Annotated in this window: 18 protein-coding genes; 8 read left to right on the forward strand and 10 right to left on the reverse strand. The window is 50.9% G+C overall.

Going from position 1 to position 21,418, the window contains the following annotated elements:
• Positions 1-68: 68 nt before the first annotated feature.
• A complete protein-coding gene (locus tag ACYVK4_RS07335) occupies positions 69-2,492 on the forward strand; it encodes a TonB-dependent receptor (protein WP_461126843.1) in 2,424 nt (807 codons plus the stop codon).
• A 93-nt stretch (positions 2,493-2,585) separates the two neighbouring features.
• Here the strand turns inward: ACYVK4_RS07335 and ACYVK4_RS07340 are convergent, their stop codons facing one another.
• From ACYVK4_RS07340 to ACYVK4_RS07350, 3 genes are all read right to left on the reverse strand, one after another.
• Positions 2,586-3,803, reverse strand: a complete 1,218-nt coding sequence (locus ACYVK4_RS07340; RefSeq protein WP_461126844.1) for a pyridoxal phosphate-dependent aminotransferase — start codon at positions 3,801-3,803, stop codon at positions 2,586-2,588.
• 194 nt (positions 3,804-3,997) lie between these two features.
• Positions 3,998-4,477: a 2-amino-4-hydroxy-6-hydroxymethyldihydropteridine diphosphokinase gene (gene folK / locus ACYVK4_RS07345; protein ID WP_461126845.1), complete on the reverse strand. Its 480-nt coding sequence runs from the start codon at positions 4,475-4,477 to the stop codon at positions 3,998-4,000.
• 90 nt (positions 4,478-4,567) lie between these two features.
• Positions 4,568-5,572, reverse strand: a complete 1,005-nt coding sequence (locus ACYVK4_RS07350) for a formylglycine-generating enzyme family protein (RefSeq protein ID WP_461126846.1) — start codon at positions 5,570-5,572, stop codon at positions 4,568-4,570.
• Positions 5,573-5,751: 179 nt separating this feature from the next.
• Between ACYVK4_RS07350 and ACYVK4_RS07355 the strand changes: the two genes are divergently transcribed.
• Positions 5,752-7,632 (forward strand): ABC-F family ATP-binding cassette domain-containing protein, encoded by a 1,881-nt coding sequence (locus ACYVK4_RS07355; RefSeq protein WP_461126847.1) that lies wholly within the window; start codon positions 5,752-5,754, stop codon positions 7,630-7,632.
• Positions 7,633-7,720: 88 nt separating this feature from the next.
• Positions 7,721-8,368: a DedA family protein gene (locus tag ACYVK4_RS07360; protein ID WP_461126848.1), complete on the forward strand. Its 648-nt coding sequence runs from the start codon at positions 7,721-7,723 to the stop codon at positions 8,366-8,368.
• A 1-nt stretch (position 8,369) separates the two neighbouring features.
• Here the strand turns inward: ACYVK4_RS07360 and ACYVK4_RS07365 are convergent, their stop codons facing one another.
• The gene (locus ACYVK4_RS07365) at positions 8,370-9,743 is read right to left on the reverse strand and encodes an NAD-dependent succinate-semialdehyde dehydrogenase (RefSeq protein ID WP_461126849.1); all 1,374 of its coding nucleotides are present in this window, start codon (positions 9,741-9,743) and stop codon (positions 8,370-8,372) included.
• 90 nt (positions 9,744-9,833) lie between these two features.
• A complete protein-coding gene (locus ACYVK4_RS07370; protein WP_461126850.1) occupies positions 9,834-10,319 on the reverse strand; it encodes a MarR family winged helix-turn-helix transcriptional regulator in 486 nt (161 codons plus the stop codon).
• 174 nt (positions 10,320-10,493) lie between these two features.
• Here ACYVK4_RS07370 and ACYVK4_RS07375 point away from each other — a divergent pair, with 174 nt between their 5' ends.
• From ACYVK4_RS07375 to ACYVK4_RS07395, 5 genes are all read left to right on the forward strand, one after another.
• Positions 10,494-11,606, forward strand: a complete 1,113-nt coding sequence (locus tag ACYVK4_RS07375; protein WP_461126851.1) for an HlyD family secretion protein — start codon at positions 10,494-10,496, stop codon at positions 11,604-11,606.
• 83 nt (positions 11,607-11,689) lie between these two features.
• Entirely contained in the window at positions 11,690-13,303 is a 1,614-nt protein-coding gene (locus ACYVK4_RS07380; protein WP_461126852.1) for a DHA2 family efflux MFS transporter permease subunit, read from the forward strand.
• Between the two features lie 44 nt (positions 13,304-13,347).
• Positions 13,348-14,697: a TolC family protein gene (locus tag ACYVK4_RS07385; protein ID WP_461126853.1), complete on the forward strand. Its 1,350-nt coding sequence runs from the start codon at positions 13,348-13,350 to the stop codon at positions 14,695-14,697.
• 100 nt (positions 14,698-14,797) lie between these two features.
• Positions 14,798-15,028, forward strand: a complete 231-nt coding sequence (locus ACYVK4_RS07390; RefSeq protein WP_461126854.1) for an acyl carrier protein — start codon at positions 14,798-14,800, stop codon at positions 15,026-15,028.
• 221 nt (positions 15,029-15,249) lie between these two features.
• Positions 15,250-15,558, forward strand: a complete 309-nt coding sequence (locus ACYVK4_RS07395; RefSeq protein WP_461126855.1) for a plasmid stabilization protein — start codon at positions 15,250-15,252, stop codon at positions 15,556-15,558.
• Positions 15,559-15,646: 88 nt separating this feature from the next.
• Here the strand turns inward: ACYVK4_RS07395 and ACYVK4_RS07400 are convergent, their stop codons facing one another.
• The 5 genes from ACYVK4_RS07400 to ACYVK4_RS07420 all read right to left on the reverse strand — a co-directional run bounded on the left by ACYVK4_RS07400 (position 15,647) and on the right by ACYVK4_RS07420 (position 21,382).
• The gene (locus ACYVK4_RS07400; RefSeq protein ID WP_461126856.1) at positions 15,647-16,357 is read right to left on the reverse strand and encodes a 2-phosphosulfolactate phosphatase; all 711 of its coding nucleotides are present in this window, start codon (positions 16,355-16,357) and stop codon (positions 15,647-15,649) included.
• 103 nt (positions 16,358-16,460) lie between these two features.
• Entirely contained in the window at positions 16,461-17,552 is a 1,092-nt protein-coding gene (gcvT, locus tag ACYVK4_RS07405; RefSeq protein ID WP_461126857.1) for a glycine cleavage system aminomethyltransferase GcvT, read from the reverse strand.
• A gap of 69 nt (positions 17,553-17,621) precedes the next feature.
• Positions 17,622-19,082 carry a TonB family protein gene (locus ACYVK4_RS07410; RefSeq protein WP_461126858.1) on the reverse strand — a complete coding sequence of 487 codons (1,461 nt, stop codon included), beginning with the start codon at positions 19,080-19,082 and terminating at the stop codon, positions 17,622-17,624.
• Between the two features lie 134 nt (positions 19,083-19,216).
• A complete protein-coding gene (locus ACYVK4_RS07415) occupies positions 19,217-20,671 on the reverse strand; it encodes a TonB family protein (RefSeq protein WP_461126859.1) in 1,455 nt (484 codons plus the stop codon).
• A gap of 69 nt (positions 20,672-20,740) precedes the next feature.
• The gene (locus ACYVK4_RS07420; protein ID WP_461126860.1) at positions 20,741-21,382 is read right to left on the reverse strand and encodes a deoxyribose-phosphate aldolase; all 642 of its coding nucleotides are present in this window, start codon (positions 21,380-21,382) and stop codon (positions 20,741-20,743) included.
• Positions 21,383-21,418: the final 36 nt, after the last annotated feature.

The raw sequence follows: 21,418 nt of genomic DNA on the forward strand, positions 1-21,418 counted from the left end.
GGCTTCAGTTCCGTGAGGTTACGTGTTCAAATCTGATTGGTCCATTCATCCAGTGTTATCCCACGTTTATGCTTCGACTTCTTCTTATTCTTCTGCTGTTGCCTGTTCTGGCATCGGCACAATCGACTGTTTCCGGTGTTATTACCGACAAATCAACCAACCAGCCTTTGATTGGCGTATCTGTTTATTTCCCTGTTCTAAAAAAAGGCGGAGTTACAGATACCCTCGGCCGTTATAAGGTCGCTTCCCTCCCGGCTGGCACCCATAAAGTAGAAGCGCGCTTCTTAAGTTATAAAACCCAAACACGATCAGTTCGGCTACTGTCCGGCGAAACAAAGGTTGATTTTACCCTCGAACCCGATGCAGCCCAGCTTCAGGAAGTGGTTGTGACCGGTCTCACAACGGGCTCAACCGTGAAAGACAGCCCCGTACCGATCATGACCTATAACAAGATCCAGTGGCTACAGGGCAGCTCAACGAATCTGGTCGATGCCGTGGGCAAACTGCCGGGCATGTCTCAAATAACAACGGGTGTAGGGCTTTCCAAGCCGGTAATTCGTGGCCTGGGGTTCAATCGCGTCATTACCGTTCACGATGGCGTTCGCCAGGAGGACAACCAGTGGGGCGAAGAACATGCTTTGCAAGTCGATGAGTACAGCATTGATCGCTACGAAATCATTAAAGGCTCGGGCAGCTTACTGTATGGTTCCGATGGGCTGGGGGGCGTCATGAGCCTGATTTCGGCAAGACCGCCCGAAGCGGGGACGTGGAAAGGTCAGATACTGACCAACTACCAAAGCAATAACGGGATGATTGGCCTGTCGGGCGTGGTGGAAGGCACAACGCAAAAAGGTCTTTTTGGACGGGTGCGCGTGAGTACTAAAAGCGCCGGTAACTACCGCAATCAGTATGATGGCCGCGTATATGGGTCCGCATACCGCGAATTTGATGTGAACGGTACCATTGGCATCAATCGAAAATGGGGGTACTCGCAACTGTATATGTCCAACTGGCATCAGGACATCAACATCGTAACGGGCGAACGTGACCGTAGTGGCCGTTTTCAGGAGTTGGTCCGCGTGTCCAGCGACTCCGAAGCGCTGCAGCCTGTTTCGGACGCGACGCTGCATAGCCGAACCATTGACCCGGCCAACTACCAAAATCTTAACAACTTCAAAACCTCCTGGAATACCTTTGCCAAAATAGGAAGCGGTAATATTTCGGCCATTGTCAGTTACAGCCAGAATCGGCGGCAGGAGTTCGCCAGTACGCTTACCCCCGGCCAGCCCGCGCTGTATTTTTATCTGCAAAATGTATTCTATGATCTAAAGTATTATTTCGGGGGGCACAACGGGTGGGATTTTACCATTGGTGGCAACGGCCTCTGGCAATACAATCAGAACAAAGGTCTGCAGGTACTTTATCCGGGTTATCGCTCCTGGGATAATGGGCTTTTTCTGTTCGCCCAGAAGAAAACAGATCGGCTAACGGTGAATGGCGGCCTCCGTATGGACATTCGAAAGATGCACATCAACCGCCTGTATGCCGACGATAGCGGCACCTTTAGCGAAACGCCAATCACGAATGGCCAGGTCCGTTTTGATGGCCTTCACAAAACATACGCCAACCCAACCGCTAGTTTTGGAGCGACTTACTCGCTGTCGAGCCGGTGGATTGTGAAAGTAAACCTGGGCCGTGGGTTCCGGGCACCCTCTACCCCCGAGTTATCGGCCAATGGTGAGCATGCCGGCACATTCCGCTATGAGATTGGAAGCCCCAACCTCCTCTCGGAAACGTCCTGGCAAAGTGATCTCGGCATTAACTACGAATCGCCGGACGTGTCGTTCACGGCAAGTTTATTCCAGAACCGGATCAATAACTATACGTATTCCGAGAAGGTATTCGACCGCTTTGGACGTGACTCCATCGTCGATCCAAGCCGCCCTATCCTCACCTATCGCTACAAGCAGGGAAATGCCGTGCTGTTTGGGGGTGAGGCCCAGGTCAGCTTTAATCCGCGATCGGCACGCTGGTTTCACCTCACCACGTCCTACTCGCTTGTACGCTCCCGCAACCTCTCGGCCACCGGCGATTCGGCCCGCTATCTGCCTTTCTTACCACCACCCCGCGTTATCGGGCAGTTGAAGTTTACAAAGGCAGAAGCAGGTACGCATTGGCGCAATTTATATGCGCTTCTGGAAGTGGAACACAACTGGCGACAGAACGAAGCGCTGCTTGCTTATGGTACCGAAACGGAAACCCCGGCTTACACACTGATTAACCTGGGTGGCGGTACCGACCTGCTCAATAGCAACGGCCGTTTGTTAGGATCGCTTTATTTAACCGTGCAGAACATCTTCGATGTTGCCTACCAAAGCCATCAAAACCGACTGAAATACTTTGGCATCAACGAGGCAACCGGACGGCGGGGTGTCTATAATATGGGCCGCAATATCAGCCTTAAAGTTATTATCCCATTCGGCGGCAAATAATAGTAAGGGATAAAAAGGAGAAAGGGGACGAAAGGGAGGATGGCTAAAACCACCTATACCCTTTCGTCCCCTTTCTCCTTTTTATCCCTTATTCTATTTCAACGTGGCAACCGCATCTTTAATGCGCTGTACCGCTTCAACAAGTGACTCGTCGGATGCTGCCGTCGAGATGCGCAGGCAATCAGGTGCCCCGAAGCCCGAACCGGCAACCGTGGCTACGTAAGCCGTATTCAACAGCCAGCCCGCAAAATCATCCGAGTTCTGGATGGTTGTTGTACCGTCTGACTTACCGTAATAATAGCTAACATCGGGGAACGCATAGAAAGCGCCTTCCGGAACGTTGGTCCGGAAGTGAGGCACCTCTTTCAACAGTTTCACAACCAGGTCACGACGACGGTGGTAAGCTTTCGCCATTTCCATCGACGGTTCCATGGGGCCGTTCAGAGCCGCAACGGTTGCTTTCTGAGCAATTGAGTTCGTACCTGAGGTTACCTGTCCCTGTAGCTTCTCCACGCCATCGGCGATCCACTTGGCAGCGCCGATATAGCCAATCCGCCAGCCAGTCATGGCATACCCTTTGGCAACGCCATTCACCGTTATGACCCGTTCAGCAATTTCAGGAATTGACCCCATGCTAAAATGGCCTTCGGGCGTGAAGTTGATGTATTCGTAGATTTCATCAGCCAGCACATGTACATTCTCGTGACGGGCCACCACATCGGCAATGGCACGCAGTTCGGCTTCTGAATAAATCGACCCCGTTGGGTTGTTCGGCGATGCGTACATGACGATCTTGGTCCGGTCGGTAATAGCGGCTTCAAACTGCTCAGGCGTCACTTTGAAGTTGTTTTCAAAGCTACCATCCACGACCACAGCTTTGCCTTCGGCCAGCTTCACCATTTCGGAGTAGCTAACCCAGTAAGGCGAGAAAATAATAACTTCATCGCCGGGGTTTACCAACACCTGAATGACGTTCGCCAGCGAGTGCTTGGCACCGGTCGACACAACGATATTTTCGGGTTTCCAGTCAATGTTATTGTCGCGCTTGAACTTATCGGCGATGGCTTTACGGAGATCGGGATAGCCAGCCACGGGCGAGTAACCATGGAAACCATCGTCGATGGCTTTTTTGGCGGCTTCGCAGATGTGGGCGGGTGTTTTAAAATCCGGCTCCCCGACGCTCAGGCTAATTACTTTGTGGCCCAGCGCAGCCAATTCGCGGGCTTTTTTGGTCATCGCCAGCGTGGACGACTCCTCCAGCGCGTTGATGCGGTCGGCTAACAAACTCACGGTGTCAAGCGTGGCAGACATAATGGGTGATGTTTTAGGAAAATGATAACAAACTGACCGCAAAGGTAGTGGGTTTTCAGCGTAAGGCTGAGGATTTTGTGAAATTAAAAAAGGGTTTAACCACAGAGATGCACGGAGAAGACACGGAGATGCACAGAGCCTATTTCTATTCTCTGCGAATCTCTTTTGCTCTAAGTAGCTCTGCGTAATATATTTTATAAAAAAGGTAAGACCTCCCCCTTGTCCTCGCATTGATCCAGTAACTCAACCGTCGTTTTCTGTAAAACAGGGTGCATGAAGTCGGGAGCTATCTCGGCAAGTGGCACGAGTGTAAACCGTCGCTGGTGGAGAAACGGATGCGGAATCGTCAACCTTTCTGTTTGCAGAATGAGCTGGGCGTAATACAGTATATCAATGTCGATCACGCGGGCACCCCATTTCTCCAATCGAACACGACCCAGCTCCTGTTCTATGGCCTGCGTTTGTACAAGGACATCTTCGGGTATCAGGGCCGTTTCAACCGTCAGGACCTGATTCAGATAAGCGGGTTGGTCGGTAACACCCCAGGGGGCCGTTTCGTACAGGCCCGATTGTCGAACCACCGGCCCGACGCGTTCCGAGATCAGGTCAACGGCTTGCCGGAGGGTTTGAACGCGGTCGCCGAGGTTCGCACCGAGGAGGAGAATAGTTTTCAATGAGTGAATGAGTGAATGAGTGAATGAGTGAACAGGTTCGAGACGATCTTATTCGCTCATTCATTAATTCACTCATTCACAATTCATTAATCAATAATCCTTTATCGGCTTAATGCCGTAGTACGCCTGAATCTCTTCCTCACTGGGCGTTTTGGCGGGGCGAACGAGCCGGAAGCCGACGAACGAAGCCGACGTTAGCCACCAATCGGATTTAGGGCTTTGCGGATCCAGCACTTTCCAGGCCGGGGCGGATGGTGTCCGGGCGGCCGATCGAAGGATAGTGGCCTCGTCATCCCAGGAACCACCCCGCACCGAGTTGGGGTACAGGGTTGTCGTTGGTGCGTACGGTTCTTTCACTTTGCCGCTGGCTACCTGCTTATAATAGTCAGCAACGTATTGATCTTTTGTCCACTCCATCACGTTGCCGTGCATGTCGTACAGGCCAAACGGATTGGGCTTTTTGGTGCCTACTTTCTTGTAGCCCCCTTCACTGTTGCCCGTAAACACAGCGTATTCACCCAGTTTTTTCACATCGGCCCCAAATGAATAGGGAGTTGCGGTGTTGGCCCGACAGGCATATTCCCATTCGGCTTCGGTGGGCAGCCGGAAAAATACGCCCGTCTTCGCGTAGAGCCAGGCGCAGAACTTGATAGCCGCGTATTGCGTCATGTTGATGGCCGGATAGCCCGCACGACCCATACCGAACGACATATCCACATAGGGTGGACTGGGCCGGGTAGTGGCATCCGTTTTAGCTAAGTTGGCATCAGCTTCTGTGTATTTAGCCGCCATCTCCTTCTCCATGTTTGTAAAGGCAAACAGGTCGTAAAGATCCCAGGTCACTTCGTACCGGCCCATGTAGAACGGTTCGATCTGCACTTTGTGCTGAGGGCCTTCATCGGCTTTACGGCCTTTTTCGGTGGCAGGGCTCCCCATCATATAGGTGCCGCCCGGAATAGCGACTAAGTCATACGACTGGTTACTGCCCGGCACGACTTGGGTGTAGGATTTAAAGTCGGTGGTGGTTTGTGCCTTTGTACAAATCAGTGCTCCGTTGAGAAAAGCAATGGTTGTTAAGAGATATTTCAGACGCATTGTTGGTTATATAGGAAAAGGAATCTGTATTGAACGACAGGTAAAAGTACGAACGATTTCCTTTGTTGTACCTTTGTAAAAATAAATGAAAACGCGGTCGGGCTGGTACATCAGTTAAGCGGGTCAGACAGACATGAACAAAGCTGTCTTTTCTCCTCCGTCCGTTACAAGATTAACGAATGAATTATCTCTCAGCCGAAAATTTAACGAAGTCCTACGGCGACCGTACTCTGTTTAAAAACCTTACGTTTGGTATCAATCGGGGCGATAAGGTGGCCATTGTTGGCGCCAATGGTTCCGGGAAAACGACCCTGCTCTCTATTCTGGCAGGAGCCATGCCGCCCGATGCCGGTCTGGTAAGCCACCGGAAAGACATCAGCATTGGGTACCTCGATCAGCAGCCAGAATTCAACGATGCCCTGACCGTGATGGAAGTGGTGCTGGCGGGCGAAAGCGCTCAGCTCGATGCCGTTCGGGCCTATGAGCAGGCGCTGGCTCACGAAGACAACAAGGGCCTCGAACAAGCCATGGCCGACATGGAGAAACTCGAAGCCTGGGATTATGAAGCCCAGATCCGCCAAATTCTGGGTGAATTGGGGATTCAGAATTTCGAGCAAATCGTTGGTTCACTTTCCGGTGGTCAGCGCAAACGTGTGGCACTGGCACGGGTGCTCATTCAAAATCCGGATCTGATCATTCTGGATGAGCCCACCAACCACCTCGACCTGGAAGCCATTGAGTATCTCGAAAATTACCTGAATACCAACAACGGTACACTGCTGATGGTATCGCACGACCGGTACTTTTTGGATCGGGTCTGCAACCAGATTGCTGAGTTGGACAACGGACAGCTTTACACTTACAAAGGCAACTACGCGTATTTTCTTGAGAAAAAAGATGAGCGCGAAGCAGCCGCAGCCTCCGAACTGGCCAAAGATCGCAACACCTTTCGGCGCGAGCTGGAATGGATGCGTCGGCAACCCAAGGCGCGAGGAACAAAGGCCCAATACCGGATTGATGCCTATGAAGAGCTGAAAGAAAAAACCAGCGGCAAGAAGAGTGACGGCGAGCTGGACCTGAACCTGCGCATGGCCCGGCTGGGGGGTAAAATTCTGGAAGTCGAAAACCTGAGCAAACGCTTTGGCGATAAAGTCCTCCTCGACCATTTTAATTATACCTTCAAACGCCCCGACCGGGTGGGCCTGATCGGCAAGAATGGCATGGGTAAAACCACGCTCATGAACATGCTGACTGGCCAGCTACGCCCCGATTCAGGAAAAATTTCGACCGGCGGCACCGTTAAATTCGGATACTATACCCAAACCGAGCTCGACCTGCCCGAAAATCAGCGGGTAATCGACGTGGTGCAGGATGTGGCCGAAGTCATGAAGCTGGCCAATGGCGATACCATTACAGCAACCCAGTTGCTGAGCCGGTTTCTGTTCGACCGCTCCAAGCAGTATGATTTCGTGGCCAAGCTGAGCGGGGGCGAAAAACGGCGTCTGCAACTACTGCTCGTGCTGGTGCAAAATCCAAACTTCCTGATTCTGGACGAGCCGACCAACGACCTCGACATCATGACGCTGAACGTGCTGGAAGATTTCCTGCTCAACTTTTCGGGTTGTGTGCTGATCGTTACCCACGACCGTTACTTTATGGATCGGCTGGTGGAGCACGTTTTCGTGATGGAAGGCGAAGGCAAAGTGCGCGACTATCCGGGCAACTATACCGACTATCGGGAATGGCGCGATTCGCAGCCGAAGGCCAATGCCCGTGGCAGCAAACCCGCGCCGGTCGAAAGCAAGAGCCCGGCACCGGTGCCCGCAGCCGTCAGCGCACCCACTGCCAGGCGGAAACTATCGTTCAAGGAAATTCGTGAATACGAAACCATTGAAAAAGAGCTTGAGTCGCTGGAAGAACACAAAAGCAGCTTAGTAGCCCTGCTCAATTCGGGTGGGCATCATGAGCAACTCATTGCCTGGGCCCGCGAGATTGAGTTGATTGACGAAACCATTGCCAAAAAATCAGACCGCTGGCTGGAGCTGGCGGAGTATATTTAATTATGAATGATAGAGTGAGTGAATGTGAGAATAGTTTCCAGAGCGTTATTCTTACATTCACTCACTCTATCATTCACACATTGTGTCTATGGATCAGATCATTAGTTTTTTTCAGACGTTACTCAATTCAGAAGAAATCATCCGCACCGGTGGATTGGTCCTGATCACACTGATTGTCTTTGTCGAAAATGGTATCTTTTTCGGATTCTTCCTGCCGGGCGACTATCTGCTGTTCCTGTCGGGTGTATTTGCGGGGATCAAGTTGCTGAATGTACCGCTCTGGCTACTGCTTAGTTGTCTCTTCGGGGCAGCCGTGCTGGGCTCCCTGACAGGCTATCTGACGGGCTACTATTTTGGCGGAAAGATCAAGAACCGCCCTGATTCGCTGTTCTTCAAACAGAAATACATCGAAAACACGCGCGAGGCCTTTATCAAATACGGCAACAGCGCGCTTATTATTTCCCGTTTTCTGCCCGTGGTCCGCACGTTTGCACCCCTCCTGGCGGGTCTTATTCACATGCCCGCCCGATCCTTTATGGTATACAATATCGTTGGCGGAGCCATCTGGGTATTAACGCTGGTAGGCGGAGGGTTTTTCTTCGGCGAGCGGTTTCCCGGTATTGTCGACTATGTTCAATACATCATCCTTTTCTTCCTGGGGATTACAACGTTCACGGTCGTGAAAGGCTACCTGAATGCCCGGAAAGAAAACAGAGCGAAAAAAAATAACCCCTGACTTAGCTTTTCTCGACCCAGATTGTCTTCATATTGACAAACTCCTTAATGCCGGCTTCTGACAGTTCGCGCCCGAAGCCGGAGGTTTTGATACCGCCAAAGGGTACCCGCGCATCGGAGCGCATGAGTCCATTTACAAACACCGAACCCGCCTGAATCTGCCGCGCCAGCCGATTGGCCCTGTCCAAGTCCTGCGTCCAGAGGGCTGACCCAAGACCAAAGTCAGACTGGTTGGCTAACCGAATGGCATCCGTTTCATCTTTGGCATCGATCAGAACCGCCAGTGGACCAAAGGTTTCTTCGTCAAAAGCCGCCATGCCGGGTTTCACGTTGTCCAGCAGCATAGGCAGTACATTACACCCCTCCCGCTGGCCGCCCGTCAATCGTTTGGCTCCTTTGGCCAGCGTTGCCTGATACTGCCGCTCAATGGAATCGGCCAGATCGAGCCGGGCCATTGGTCCCATAGTCGTCGCGTCGTCCATTGGGTCGCCTTGCTGTATCTGGCTGATGTGGTGCATGACCCGCTCCGTAAACTGCTTTTTAACCGACTTTTCTATAATGAATCGTTTGGCCGCAATGCAGCTTTGACCCGCGTTCTGCATGCGTGATTTAACAGCTACCTCGGCGGCTTTATCCAGATCTGCGTCGGCCAGTACGATCAGGGCATCGGAGCCGCCCAATTCCAGCACCGATTTTTTGATTTCGCGCCCGGCAATACTGGCTACCGACGCTCCTGCCCGCCCACTGCCGGTGAGCGTCACAGCTTTCACACGCTTGTCTTTCAACAGGTCTTCGACAACGGGCACATCCACGAGCAGCGATTGAAAAACGCCCATAGGCACACCACATTCCCGAAACGCTTCCTCAATGGCTAACGAGCAACCAAACACATTTGGCGCATGCTTGAGCAAGCCTACATTGCCCGCGATCAGGCCGGGAATGGCAAAGCGCATTACCTGCCAGAAGGGAAAATTCCAGGGCATGATGGCCAGCACCGGCCCCAATGGCTGAAAGGTGATGACACTCGCGGGGCCCGGACCATCACCTGCTTTGGATTCGATCGACTGGTCAGCCAGAAAAGCTTCGGCATTGTCGGCATAGAAGATGCACGTAGCCGCGCATTTTGTTACTTCAGCTATGGCTTCCTTCAGCGTTTTTCCCATTTCGGCGGTCATCAACTCACCAAAGCGTTGCTTGTTATCCAGTAAGTACTGACCAACCTTACGCAGGTAATCGGTACGCTCCCGAATTGACAAAGCCGACCAGTCGGCAAAGGCCCGGTCGGCTTTTTTAAGTTTCCGCTCAATGACGCTGGCGCTATCGGCACGGTACGTCTGAAGACGTTTTTGCGTATACGGATTTATAGAGGTAAACATAGAGGGATGTATTGTGTATGATGTAGGGTATATGATGTAGTGTCATTGACAATTATATCCTACATCCTATACCCTACATCATACATCCTGCTATTGTTCTTCGTTTTCCAATTTATTGACTAACTCAACCATGGTGTCGATCACTAACTCCATTCGATCATAGCCGACAATTGCATCAAACTTATCGCGGGCTTCCTGCATGCAGTCTTTCAATGAAACGAACAGGGCTTTCCCCCGATCGTTCAGAAAGATGATGCTGGACCGCGAATCACTCGGATTTTTCTGGGTGTAGATATAGCCTTCGCTCTCCAGCAATCCGACGATCTTACTCATCATCTGCTTGGTGACACAGGCCCGTTTTGCCAGTTCATTGTTCGTGGTACCACTTTCGTCGATGCTCGACAGGAACATCAGGTAACTCATTTTGAAATCAGTATAGCCCTGAGCATGCAAACGCGGTTCAATGAATGCGCTTGTAAACCGTTTAAGCCGCCAAAACAAGCGGCCGATGGCTCGGTCTCGGATGGCCTGAAACTGGTTAAAATCAAAGGAATTCTTATCTGTTTCCACGAACATTATGCAAAATAAATATTACTGAAACAATTCACGCTAAAAGATTGTACAAATATAGTCAACCTACTTGACTTTATAGTCAACCTAGTTTACTTTTGTCCAACAATAGTCAAACACGTTGACTATCATTCAAGTTCTTCATATGACATCGGCCTATGTCAAAAAACTACGCAAACTATGGCAACCATAACTGAACAAATGGCAACCACCGAAGAGAAAAGCGGCATCAAAGCGTATCTGCCCCGTATTATTATAGCCCTCGTCCTGCTGGTAGGCGGTTATTTTGGGTATAAAGCCTACGTACACGGTCAGGAATACGAAACAACGGACAATGCACAAATTGAGGGCAATTCAGCCCCCGTTTTGGCCCGTGTAGCGGGTTATGTGACGGCCGTTAACGTAGATGACTACGCTAATGTAAAGCAGGGGCAACCCATTGTAACGATCGATCCCCAGGAATATGACGTAGCTCTGGCACAGGCCGAAGCCGATTATCAGCAATCACTAGCCGACCTTGAAAACGCCCGTGCCGATTTGCAGAACGCCCAGGCAAACGCCCGCAACGTCGTGCAGAACGCCCGCGTTGCCCAATCGAACGCGCAGGTACAGGCCGCCCGGCGCGACAAATCACGGCAGGATCTGCAACGCGATCAGAATCTTTATAAAGAGCAGTCGCTAACCCGGAAACAACTGGAAGACTCGCAGAACAATGTAGAAGTACAGAGCCGTCAGTACGACGCCAACGTGGAGCAGATCACCCTGGCCAAAACATCGCAGGGTGTAGCGCAGGCGGGTATTGCCAAAGCACAGGCCAACATCCAGAAGATTCAGGCCGTTCTGAAAGTAAAACAGGCCGCTATCGACAACGCTAAACTTCGCGTGGGCTATGCGCGGATCAGCGCACCGATTGCCGGTAAAATTGGCCGCAAAAACGTAGTGGTCGGTCAATATGTACAGCCCGGTCAGAACCTGTTCACGATTGTCGACGACTCTAAATTCTGGATTGTGGCCAACTTCAAAGAAACCCAACTGGAAAAAATGAAACTGGGCCAGCCGGTTGACATCGAACTGGACGCGTATCCTGACCTCGACATCAAGGGCCGTGTGGCTTCACTTTCGGATGCAACAGGGGCTAAATTCGCTCTCCTGCCAGCCGATAATGCCTCGGGCAACTTTGTCAAGATCACCCAGCGTGTACCGGTAAAAATCGAAATTCTGAACCCGGAGAAATACAAGGAGCAATTGCGGGCGGGCCTAAGCGTGGATGCTGAAGTTCGAGTCGCTAACTAAAAAAGGATGTAAGGGGAAAAGGGAATTCCAAATGTTCCTGCCTGCTCCCTCTTGTCTCCTTCTTCCCTCTCCTCCCCTTTATTATGGCAACCCAAACACTGGCTCCACCTGCTCAGGCGACTTTACCCACTGGTTTTAAAAAGTGGATTATTGTCATCACAGCCATATCGGCAGCCATTATCGAATTAATTGATACATCCATTGTAAACGTTGGCCTGACCGACGTTGCCGGTAACCTCGGCGTTACCATTGAAGATGTATCCTGGGTCGTTACGTCATACGCCATTGCTAACGTCATTGTGATTCCCATGACGGGCTTTCTGCAGCGGTATTTTGGCCGTAAAAACTATTATATCGGGTCCATTATCCTCTTTACGATAGCCTCTTATGGCTGTGGATTTGCCGATAGTTTATGGACACTGGTGGCTTTCCGATTCCTCCAGGGCATTGGTGGCGGGGCCTTACTGTCCACATCGCAGGGACTGATGTTCGACTCATTTTCACCGGCCCAGCGGCCGCTGGCATCGGCTCTGTTTGGAATGGGCATTGTGCTCGGCCCAACCCTTGGTCCAACGCTGGGTGGTTTCATCATCGACAATTACCATTGGAGCTGGATGTTTTACATCAACATCCCCATTGGTATTGCCGCTGTTCTGCTAAGCATAGCCTACATCGACAAGAAACCCGACGAGATTGACATCGACCGGAAAGCCATTCATATCGACCAAACCGGTATTCTTCTTCTGGCGGTGGGTATTGGTAGTTTACAGTATGTGCTGGAACGGGGCGAAGCCGATGACTGGTTTGACAGCAAAGTCATCATGTGGCTGGCCGTTGCAGCCGCCGTTGCCATTCCGATATTCATCTGGTGGGAGCTTCGGGGCACTAAAGACCCCGTGGTGGACCTTCGAGCCCTGAAGAACCGTAACCTGGCCGTGGGTTCCATTCTGATGGTCGTTATCGGGTATGGGTTATTTACGTCCGTTTTGCTGTATCCCCTCTTTGCCCAGCGCATTGTTGGCCTGACCGCTACCCAGACGGGTAAACTCCTGATTCCCGGTGGGTTAATTACCTTACCGATGTTCGCATTGGTTGGCCGACTGCTGGCCAAAGGCGCATCGCCAAGGTTGATGGTCGTTATTGGGTATGTCGCTTTTTCAAGCTTCTGCTTCATTATGTCTACCTACAATATGAATGCTTCGGATGGCGACTTCATCTTCGCGCTTATTATTCGGGGTATTGGGCTGGCGTTTGTGAATGTGCCTCTGATCAACCAGTCTGTTTCAACGATGGAACCCCGTCAGTTACCGACCGGTATTGCTATCGTGAACATGATGCGGCAGGTGGGCGGTGCCTTTGGGGTGGCGATTACCAACACCTATGTTACCCAACGCACAGCCGTGCACCGGGGTGATCTGGTGTCGAACCTGCAACCGGGCGATATGCTGACTATGGAACGGCTTAATGCCATGACTCAAGGCTTAATTGCGAAAGGCGTCAACTCGTTCGATGCCGTGACGGGTGCTTACAAGAACATGGATTTAATTGTATCCCGGCAGGCTCTGATGCTTTCTTATCTGGATACGTTCAAGCTGGCAGGTCTGTTTTTCGTAGTTTCCTTCCCGCTGCTCTTCTTACTCAAACGCAAGAAAATAGATGCGGCAGCCGCGAAAGCCATTGCCGACTCCTCTCACTAAAGCCTTGGCTGTAAGGCTTCACCAAAATTCACATGCAAGTCATCATGAAATATAACTATCCTTTTATACGGTCGGCCTGGACAAGTCTTTGGGCCATTGTGGCCTTACTTGCTCCCTTTGGGAGCCGGGGGCAGCAGGTACCCGACGACCTGCGGGCGCTGGTTCAGCAGGCAAATACAAACTATCCAAGCCTGAAACAACAGCAGCAACTCATTCAGGCGGGCGATTTACGGGCCGATATTGCCCGTACGGCGCTTCGACCCAACGTAAACGGCAATGCTTCTTACCAGTATATAACGCCCGTGGCGCAGGCCACTTTACCCGTCGATGGGGTAAACCGGACGCTACAGTTTCAGCCAAACCACAACATAAATGCATCGGTCGGCGTTGGACAAACCATTTACGACTGGGGACGCACCAACGCTGCGGTGAAGCAGGCGGCTGATAATGTTCAGGTGCTCCGTCGGGGTCTGGAAATTACTCAGCAGACACTGGCCTATCAGGTAGCAGCCGCTTACTACGGTGTCGGCTTCCTGCAGCGAAGTCTGGCCGTTCAGGATTCAGTGATTCAGACCGCCGGAGCCAACGTGCGCTTGCTGGCCACACGTCTGCAAAATGGCGATGCCCTGGAGTATGACGTACTCACCCAGCAGGTTCGGGTGAAAACGGCGCAGAACCGGAAAATTGAGATTCAGAATCAACTAGAGCGTCAGTTAGCGGTACTCACCTATCTGACAGGAAACACCAACCCGGATGTTAGTCGGGCCATGACGCAGTTTAGTCAGGAAGTAGCGGGTGGCACAGTAACAACTCAGCCTTTTATGATTACCGATGGTCAATCGGCGCTGGCGGGCAACAAAGATGTTCAGTTGGCGCAGGATCGTGTTCGGCAGGCTGAAACTGATATACGGGTGACTGACCTGACCGGACGCCCCAGCCTTGGGTTTTCGGGTTCGGCGGGGTTCCGCAACGGGTATTTGCCGGAAATCAACACACCCCGCTTCAATATCGCGGCCGGTGTAGCGCTTACGGTGCCCATTTATGCCGGCAAACGGTATCAATTGCAGAATCAGGCGGCTCAGTTAAACCTGAACGCCAGTCGGTATGCCGTTGATAACGCCAATGCCCAGGTGCGGCAAAGTATTGCCCTGCTCAACGCCGACATACGCAGTAATCAAACTCGTTTGGCCAACCTGGAAACGCAGGTACTGCAAGCCCAGAAGGCGCTTCAGATTGCCAACGCCCGACTACGAAACGGCGTCATCACCAACGTTGAACTGCAAAGTGCCGAGGTGGGTGTAGAAGAAGCTAAACTAGGCCAGCTAAATTTTCAGTATCAATTGATGCTCAATCAATTGGAATTAAAAAGATTATTGGGTGAGGCATTATTTTAGGGTTAAAATTTGTTAATTAACCCTTCTGGTACACACTAAACGGCATTAAAAGATATTGTATAGAGAGAGATTCAGGTTGACAACGTAAAAAGTGATCCGTATGAAACAGCGAGTTATTGACATTCTGAAAGAATTTGGTGTATCCGAATCAGCCATTACCGACGAAACACATTTCTCGCGCGATCTGGGGCTGGACAGTCTCGACAGCGTTGATCTGATTATGCAGCTGGAACGTGAATTTGGCATTCGAATCCCTGACGAAGATTATGACAAACTCACGACCATGCAGGGCGTACTAACCTATCTCGAAGCCGAACAGGCCACAGTATAATCAATGACTGCTCTCTAAAATCCAATAAAATCTTTTCCTTAAGCGCAAGAGGGAGGCTACGTAGTCTCCCTTTTGCGTTGTCTATTCACCTGCCCCAAAGACCGTGTGCCATGTTTGGCTCTTCCCTAAAAACACAAAGGCAGGAGCCGTAGTTGTAGTGGCAAAAAGAACGATTTGCCTGCAGCAAGTCGGATAGAGTACACAACAAAACAACTACAGCTATGCCACGAGGAGACAAATCAGCCTATACGGACAAGCAGAAACGGCAGGCCGAGCACATTGAAGAGGGATACGAAAAACGCGGTGTACCCGAAGAGGAAGCCGAAAGCCGGGCCTGGGCTACTGTCAACAAGATATCGGGTGGGGGCAAAAAGAGTGGTTCAGGCCGGGGCCATGCCGAAAACAAAGAACCAGAGAAAAAGGGAGGGCGCAAAGGCGGTGCCGCTTCGGCATCCCGCACACCGGAAGAACGATCGGCTTCGGCCAAGAAAGCAGCAGCTACCCGCAAAAAGAACGCAGCCAGTTCATAAGGATTGGCCAGTAGTTAACTGGTTATTAAGTTAATGGTCATTAGCTGTCATATTGCCAGCTAATGACCATTAACTTAATAACCAGTTGCTACACCTGCATACTCACCAGTGCATTACCCCGCAGGACCGGCACTACGTCGTAGAGGTCATGTTGCAGGCAATAGGTAATGTCTTTCTGGATACCCAGCCGCTGGAGACGCTGAATGTGCGATGAATTCGACAGATAGCTGGGTAGATTGTCTTTCCCCTGGCAATAGAGCCGCCACGCCATAATGGCACTGTCTTCGGCCATCGTATAACTATCTTTCAGGCGTTCGACCAGTGCCCCGGCAAAGAGGGTATCTTCCATGTTGACGCGGCCCTTCCAGCCGGCACAAAGCACCATAACATCGTAGCGCTCACTTTTCAGAAAGCGGGCAATGGCATCCAGATTCAGGAACGAGCCGACCAGCACTTTCACGGCAGAGCGCGACTTGGTAATGGCCAGGGTGCCGTTGGTAGTAGTCATGGCTACATTAGTCCCCCGAATCCGCTCATCCATGTAGGTGAATGGGGAGTTGTCCAACTCGAATCCTTCCACCCGCTTGGCATTTCGTTCGGCTGCGGCCAGATAACCGCGCTCCTGATAGAGCTGGCATTCGGCCACAGTGGCCACAGGAATAATGCTGTTTACGCCATAAGCGAAGGCCGTAACCATGCATGAAGTAGCCCGGAAGACATCAGCCACTACTACAATCGTATTTTCAACGGTGTGCAGGTGCAATAAATCCGGCGTTAAGCAAACGTCAATTTGTTTCATAGACTTTTTTTGTCATACTGATGAAGGAAGCATCTTGAACTATCCTGATAGAATTTTGGGATGCCCTAAGATGCTTCCTTCGTCAGCATGACAAAAGAATAAGTTATTTTTTCACGAAAGGAGGTTTAACGACTTGTGCTTTCAGCAGCCGGTCGCGCACTTTAACGAATATTTCAGTGCCGGGCTTGCTGTAGGCGGTCTTGATGTATCCGAGACCAACACCCTTGCTGAGTGTTGGAGATTGCGTACCCGAGGTGACTTCGCCAATGGCATTCCCCTCGGCATCGGTAAGCTCATAATGCCCGCGGGGAACGCCCCGGTCGAGGAGTTCGAAGCCCACCAGTTTGCGCGATACGCCCTGTTCTTTCTGGGCTTTCAGCATATCGGCATCAATGAAGTCGTGGGTGAATTTGGTGACCCAGCCAAGTCCCGCTTCAATGGGCGAGGTTTCATCGGTGATGTCGTTTCCGTAGAGATTATAACCCATTTCGAGCCGGAGCGTATCGCGGGCACCGAGGCCAATGGGTTTGATACCGAAGGGTTCGCCCGCTTTCATGATCGCATTCCAGACACCTTCGGCCTGGTGATTCGATACGTAAATTTCGAAACCACCCGCGCCTGTATACCCCGTTGCCGAAACAATGACGTTGGCATATCCGGCAAAGTCCGTTTTTTCGAAGGTGTAATACTCCATCGCGTCCAGATCGGCGGGGGTCAGCGACTGCATGGCTTTAGCAGCCAAAGGCCCCTGCACGGCAAACAGACACATATCGCTGGAGATATTCACCATACTCAGGTCGTAGTCGGCAGCGTATTGGCTAATCCAGTTCCAGTCTTTGTCAATGTTCGAGGCATTCACAACGAGCATGTACTCCGTTGCACTAATCCGATACACCAGCAGGTCGTCGACAATGCCACCCCGCCCGTTGGGCAGATAGCTATATTGCACTTTACCATCGTACAGGATGCTGGCATCGTTGGCCGATACACGCTGAATCAGGCCCAATGCACCATCACCTTTGAGGATGAACTCGCCCATGTGCGAGACGTCGAATACACCAACGGCATTGCGAACGGTATTGTGCTCATCGAGATCGGACGAGTAGCGAACGGGCATCTCGAAACCCGCAAACGGTACGATCTTCGCACCTAACTGCTGATGAATATGATGAAGGGGAACTTGCTGAAGCGACATGTACGCAGGGGTTATCCGGCAAATTTACCGAAAAACGTGGTTCTAAGCTGTATACCGTTTTGAATAACCTTATTGGAGAGTAAAATTAATGGGCAGATTATACTTTACCCGAATTGGTTCTCCCCGCTGCGAACCTGGTTTCCAACGTCCACCGGTCTTTTTCACTACCCATATAGCTTCCTCTTCAGTACCATACCCAAGCTTATTCAAGGGCTGAATTTCGTCAACGCTTCCATCTGTATTGATAACGAAGCTGACAAATACCCGGCCCTGTACGCTGGCTCGCCGTGCATCGACCGGATAACGCAATGTATTACTTAAGAACTGGCCTAAAGCTTGGATGCCGCCCTTAAATTCAGCCAGCTCTTCCTGAACCGTATAGCGTATAGTATCTTTTTCGATGGTTTTTGCCTTACCTCCCTTACATACTCCTTGCTCATATACCTCTTCATAAAAATACGAGCCGTCTGCATAGTGACCATTCCAAAGGCCTTGCTTGAACCCATTTTCATACATCCCCTGCTCAACGAGTGTTGTTTTCGGGGCTCCAATAGCACGGGAGTTTGTTGTTTCGTTATAAACAGCTCGCCCATTCCCATCACGAACAAGCTGTTCTCCTGTTGGGCTCCAGTGAGCAAGTAAGGACAACGGGGTTGGTTTGTCCGTTGGCTTTTCCTTTTTTTTGTTGAGTAGCACTTCCCGTATTTGACCATTATTGTACCAGGTTGTGATGATGGAGCCATAGTCAAATTCCTCCGTTTTTCTAGCGACTAATCCATTCCGATTGTAGTCCGTGGCGACACCACCAGGGAGACCATTTTTGTAAAAAGACCGACTAAGAATTGACCCCGATTCACTCAGTAACAGCACCTCCCCTTCCCAAAGTTTGCTTTGATTTTTATAGCCAATTGTAACTGTTGCCTGGTTTAACAAGCCACTACCTTCATTGAACTGGCGAACAAAAGGAATGCGATACTCTTCTTTCCATTTTCCCGGCTTGCCTCGGTAAACGATAATGTCACCGTTGGCAAAGCCGTTGGTATCTAGCGAAGTTATTTGCTTATAGCGAGCATTCTCACTGCTGTCTTTAAGTGCTTTCTTATCAATGTCGAAGTAATTAATCCTTTCACCATTGACATATATAAACGGCTCATTTGCTTTAAACAGTACAGGCACGGTAACCTCTTGCCGGACCGGCTTCCCACCTTTGTAAGCCGGCTTCCAGGCATTGAACAAACGGCATACCCGCACGGCTTCGCGGTCGCAGTCGGGCTGAAGCGAGTTCAACAATTTCACATCGCTGATACGCCCGTCAGGTTCAACAACCCCGATCACAATTACCCGACCACCAATACCGGTTGCTTCGGCAGCGATGGGTTTCCGCAAATTTGCCTGAATAAACGACGTCAGAAAACCCATACCCCCGCGGGGTACGGCGGCCGTATCGGTTTCAAAACCCTTATAGATTGGTTGTTGCGCAAATGAAAGGGAGCCGCAAATGAGTAAGAGAAAAAGTAAAGGGTTTCGCATAGATGTAGACTAGATTTAGGCCAAATCTATAAAAACATCCATTGCCGCCAAAAGACAAACAAGCAAATAATTATATGTTCTATTATCTTAAGAAGATGGCCTCTCAATAGGACAATGTGTTTTTAAAACAGGCATCAATTAAAGGTAAAATTGATCGGCAGATTGTACTTTACCCGAACGGGCTGGCCCCGCTGTATGCCTGGCGTCCATTGGCCACTCATTGCTTTGATAACGCGCGTGGCTTCTTCATCGGCACCGAAGCCAATCCCTTTCAATACCTGCACATCATCGATACTGCCATCCGTATTGACCACAAACGTCATAAATACCCGCCCCTGCACTCTGGCCCGCTGGGCATCGGCCGGGTAGCGTAGGTTACTAGCCAGAAACTGGCCTAATCGCTGCATGCCCCCTTTGAACTCGGGTTGCTTCTCCACAACGGTGTAGTACAACAGGGCGCCATCTTTCCCCAGGGCTTTTCCACTTTTAGGAATGCCTTTGTCGTACTCCTCTTCATATCCGTAGGAGCCATCGGCATAGCGTCCCTGCCAAACACCTTGCTTATACCCGTTTTCGTAATTTCCCTGCTCAGCAAAGGCAACGTATTTTGATGTGTCGGAATGTGACTTTACCAGCCCCTGGAAACTAACCTGACCGGTCCCCTCTTTAACCGACTGATGTCCCGTGCTATCCCAAACCGATAAAACGTGCGGGGGTTTACTCATCACTCCGGGCGTTAGCTTGTCTGTAGCCCGAATTTGTTTGACCTGCCCATTGGCGTACCAGGACGTACTTACATATTTCTCGGTAAACTCTTCGATCTTTTCGGAAACGGCTCCATTCGGATGGTAATTCAACTCGGTGCCCACCCGCTTCCCGTTCTGGAAATACGCCTGCCGAAGTAAAGCTCCCCGATCATCGACGCTCACCAGCAAGCCATCCCACTGGATTATACTATTCGGGTAGCCAATAAGATACCCCGGTCTTCCCGATGCACTCCGGATACTAGTCGGCTTTTGAATGAGTGAGACTCGTCTATCTTCCTTCCAGGAGTCTCCTTTGGCTTTATAGACCACAATATCCCCGGCGGGTATGCCCAGAGAATCCAGCGGCACAATTTGTTTATAACGGGCTTTACTACTATCAGCCAACGGTTTATCATCCGCATCAAAATAGCTGATTCGGGCACCATTCTGGTAAATAAAGGGCGTGTTAGGTTTGAAATAAACAGGAATACTCACCTGCTGCCGAACCGGTTTACCGGCTTTATAGGCGGGTTTCCAGGCATTGAATAAGCTGAAAACGCGCAGGGCTTCCCGATCGCAGTCGGGCTGGAGCGAGTTCATTAATTTTACATCGCTGATGCGCCCGTCCGTTTCAACAATACCACTCAGAACCACACGTCCGCCAACGCCTTTCGCTTCCGCAGCGATGGGTTTTCGAAGATTGGCTTGCAGAAACGCAGTCATGTACGCCATGCCACCACGGGGTTCGGCGGCTGTATCGGCCTCAAAAGCCTGATAAACGGTCGATTGGGCCATTGACGAAATGGCCCAGATACAGAAGAGACTAGTTAACAATCCTTTCATAACGATACGGCCCATTATTCATATGAGTCGTTCGAAATATAAAGAAAGGTAACATAGCGACCAAGCTATTTATAGGGAAAGGCGCCCTACTGACAATCGATCCACTCCAGCGGCAACCAATGCTTCCATGTGGTGCTCAGCAGCGTGATCAGCTATGATTTTCACCCCTACCGATTTCGGGACGAGCTGGCGAAATTGCAGGGCGGCTTCCAGCGAGAAGTCGGTGTTGAGCGCTCCGGTAGCATTCTTGATAAAATCTGCCCCGGCATCGGCCGCGAGCCTGATGGTCTTTTCCTGTAGCTCAGCGTTGAGCAAGGATGTTTCCAGAATAACCGTAAAAAACTTCTCTTCCTTATGAACCAGCGCCACCAGCTTGGCCAGTTCGATCTTGAGCCAGACCGACGATGGCGAAAACAAAGCCGAGGTGTTCAGCACCACTTCTATTTCGGTAGCCCCATCGCGCAGAGCCCACTCGATTTCGGTTTGCTTGGCTTCCGTACGCTGGTAGCCAAATGGAAAACCAACAACGGTCGACAGGATAGCCGGGTGATTATCGCCCAGTTCACGTCGAAATTTCTTCACCCAGAACGGCGCCACGGTCAGGCCAGCCATACCCAGTTGAATAACCTCATCGAGCGCGTTATACTGCTCATTAAGTGTTACCCCCGGATGCAACAAAGTGCGCTCTATGTAAGGGAAGAGATGGTTCATATTTATAAAGAGCGAAAGAGTGAATGAGTAAAAGAG

This window comes from Spirosoma aerophilum (genome assembly GCF_054782495.1).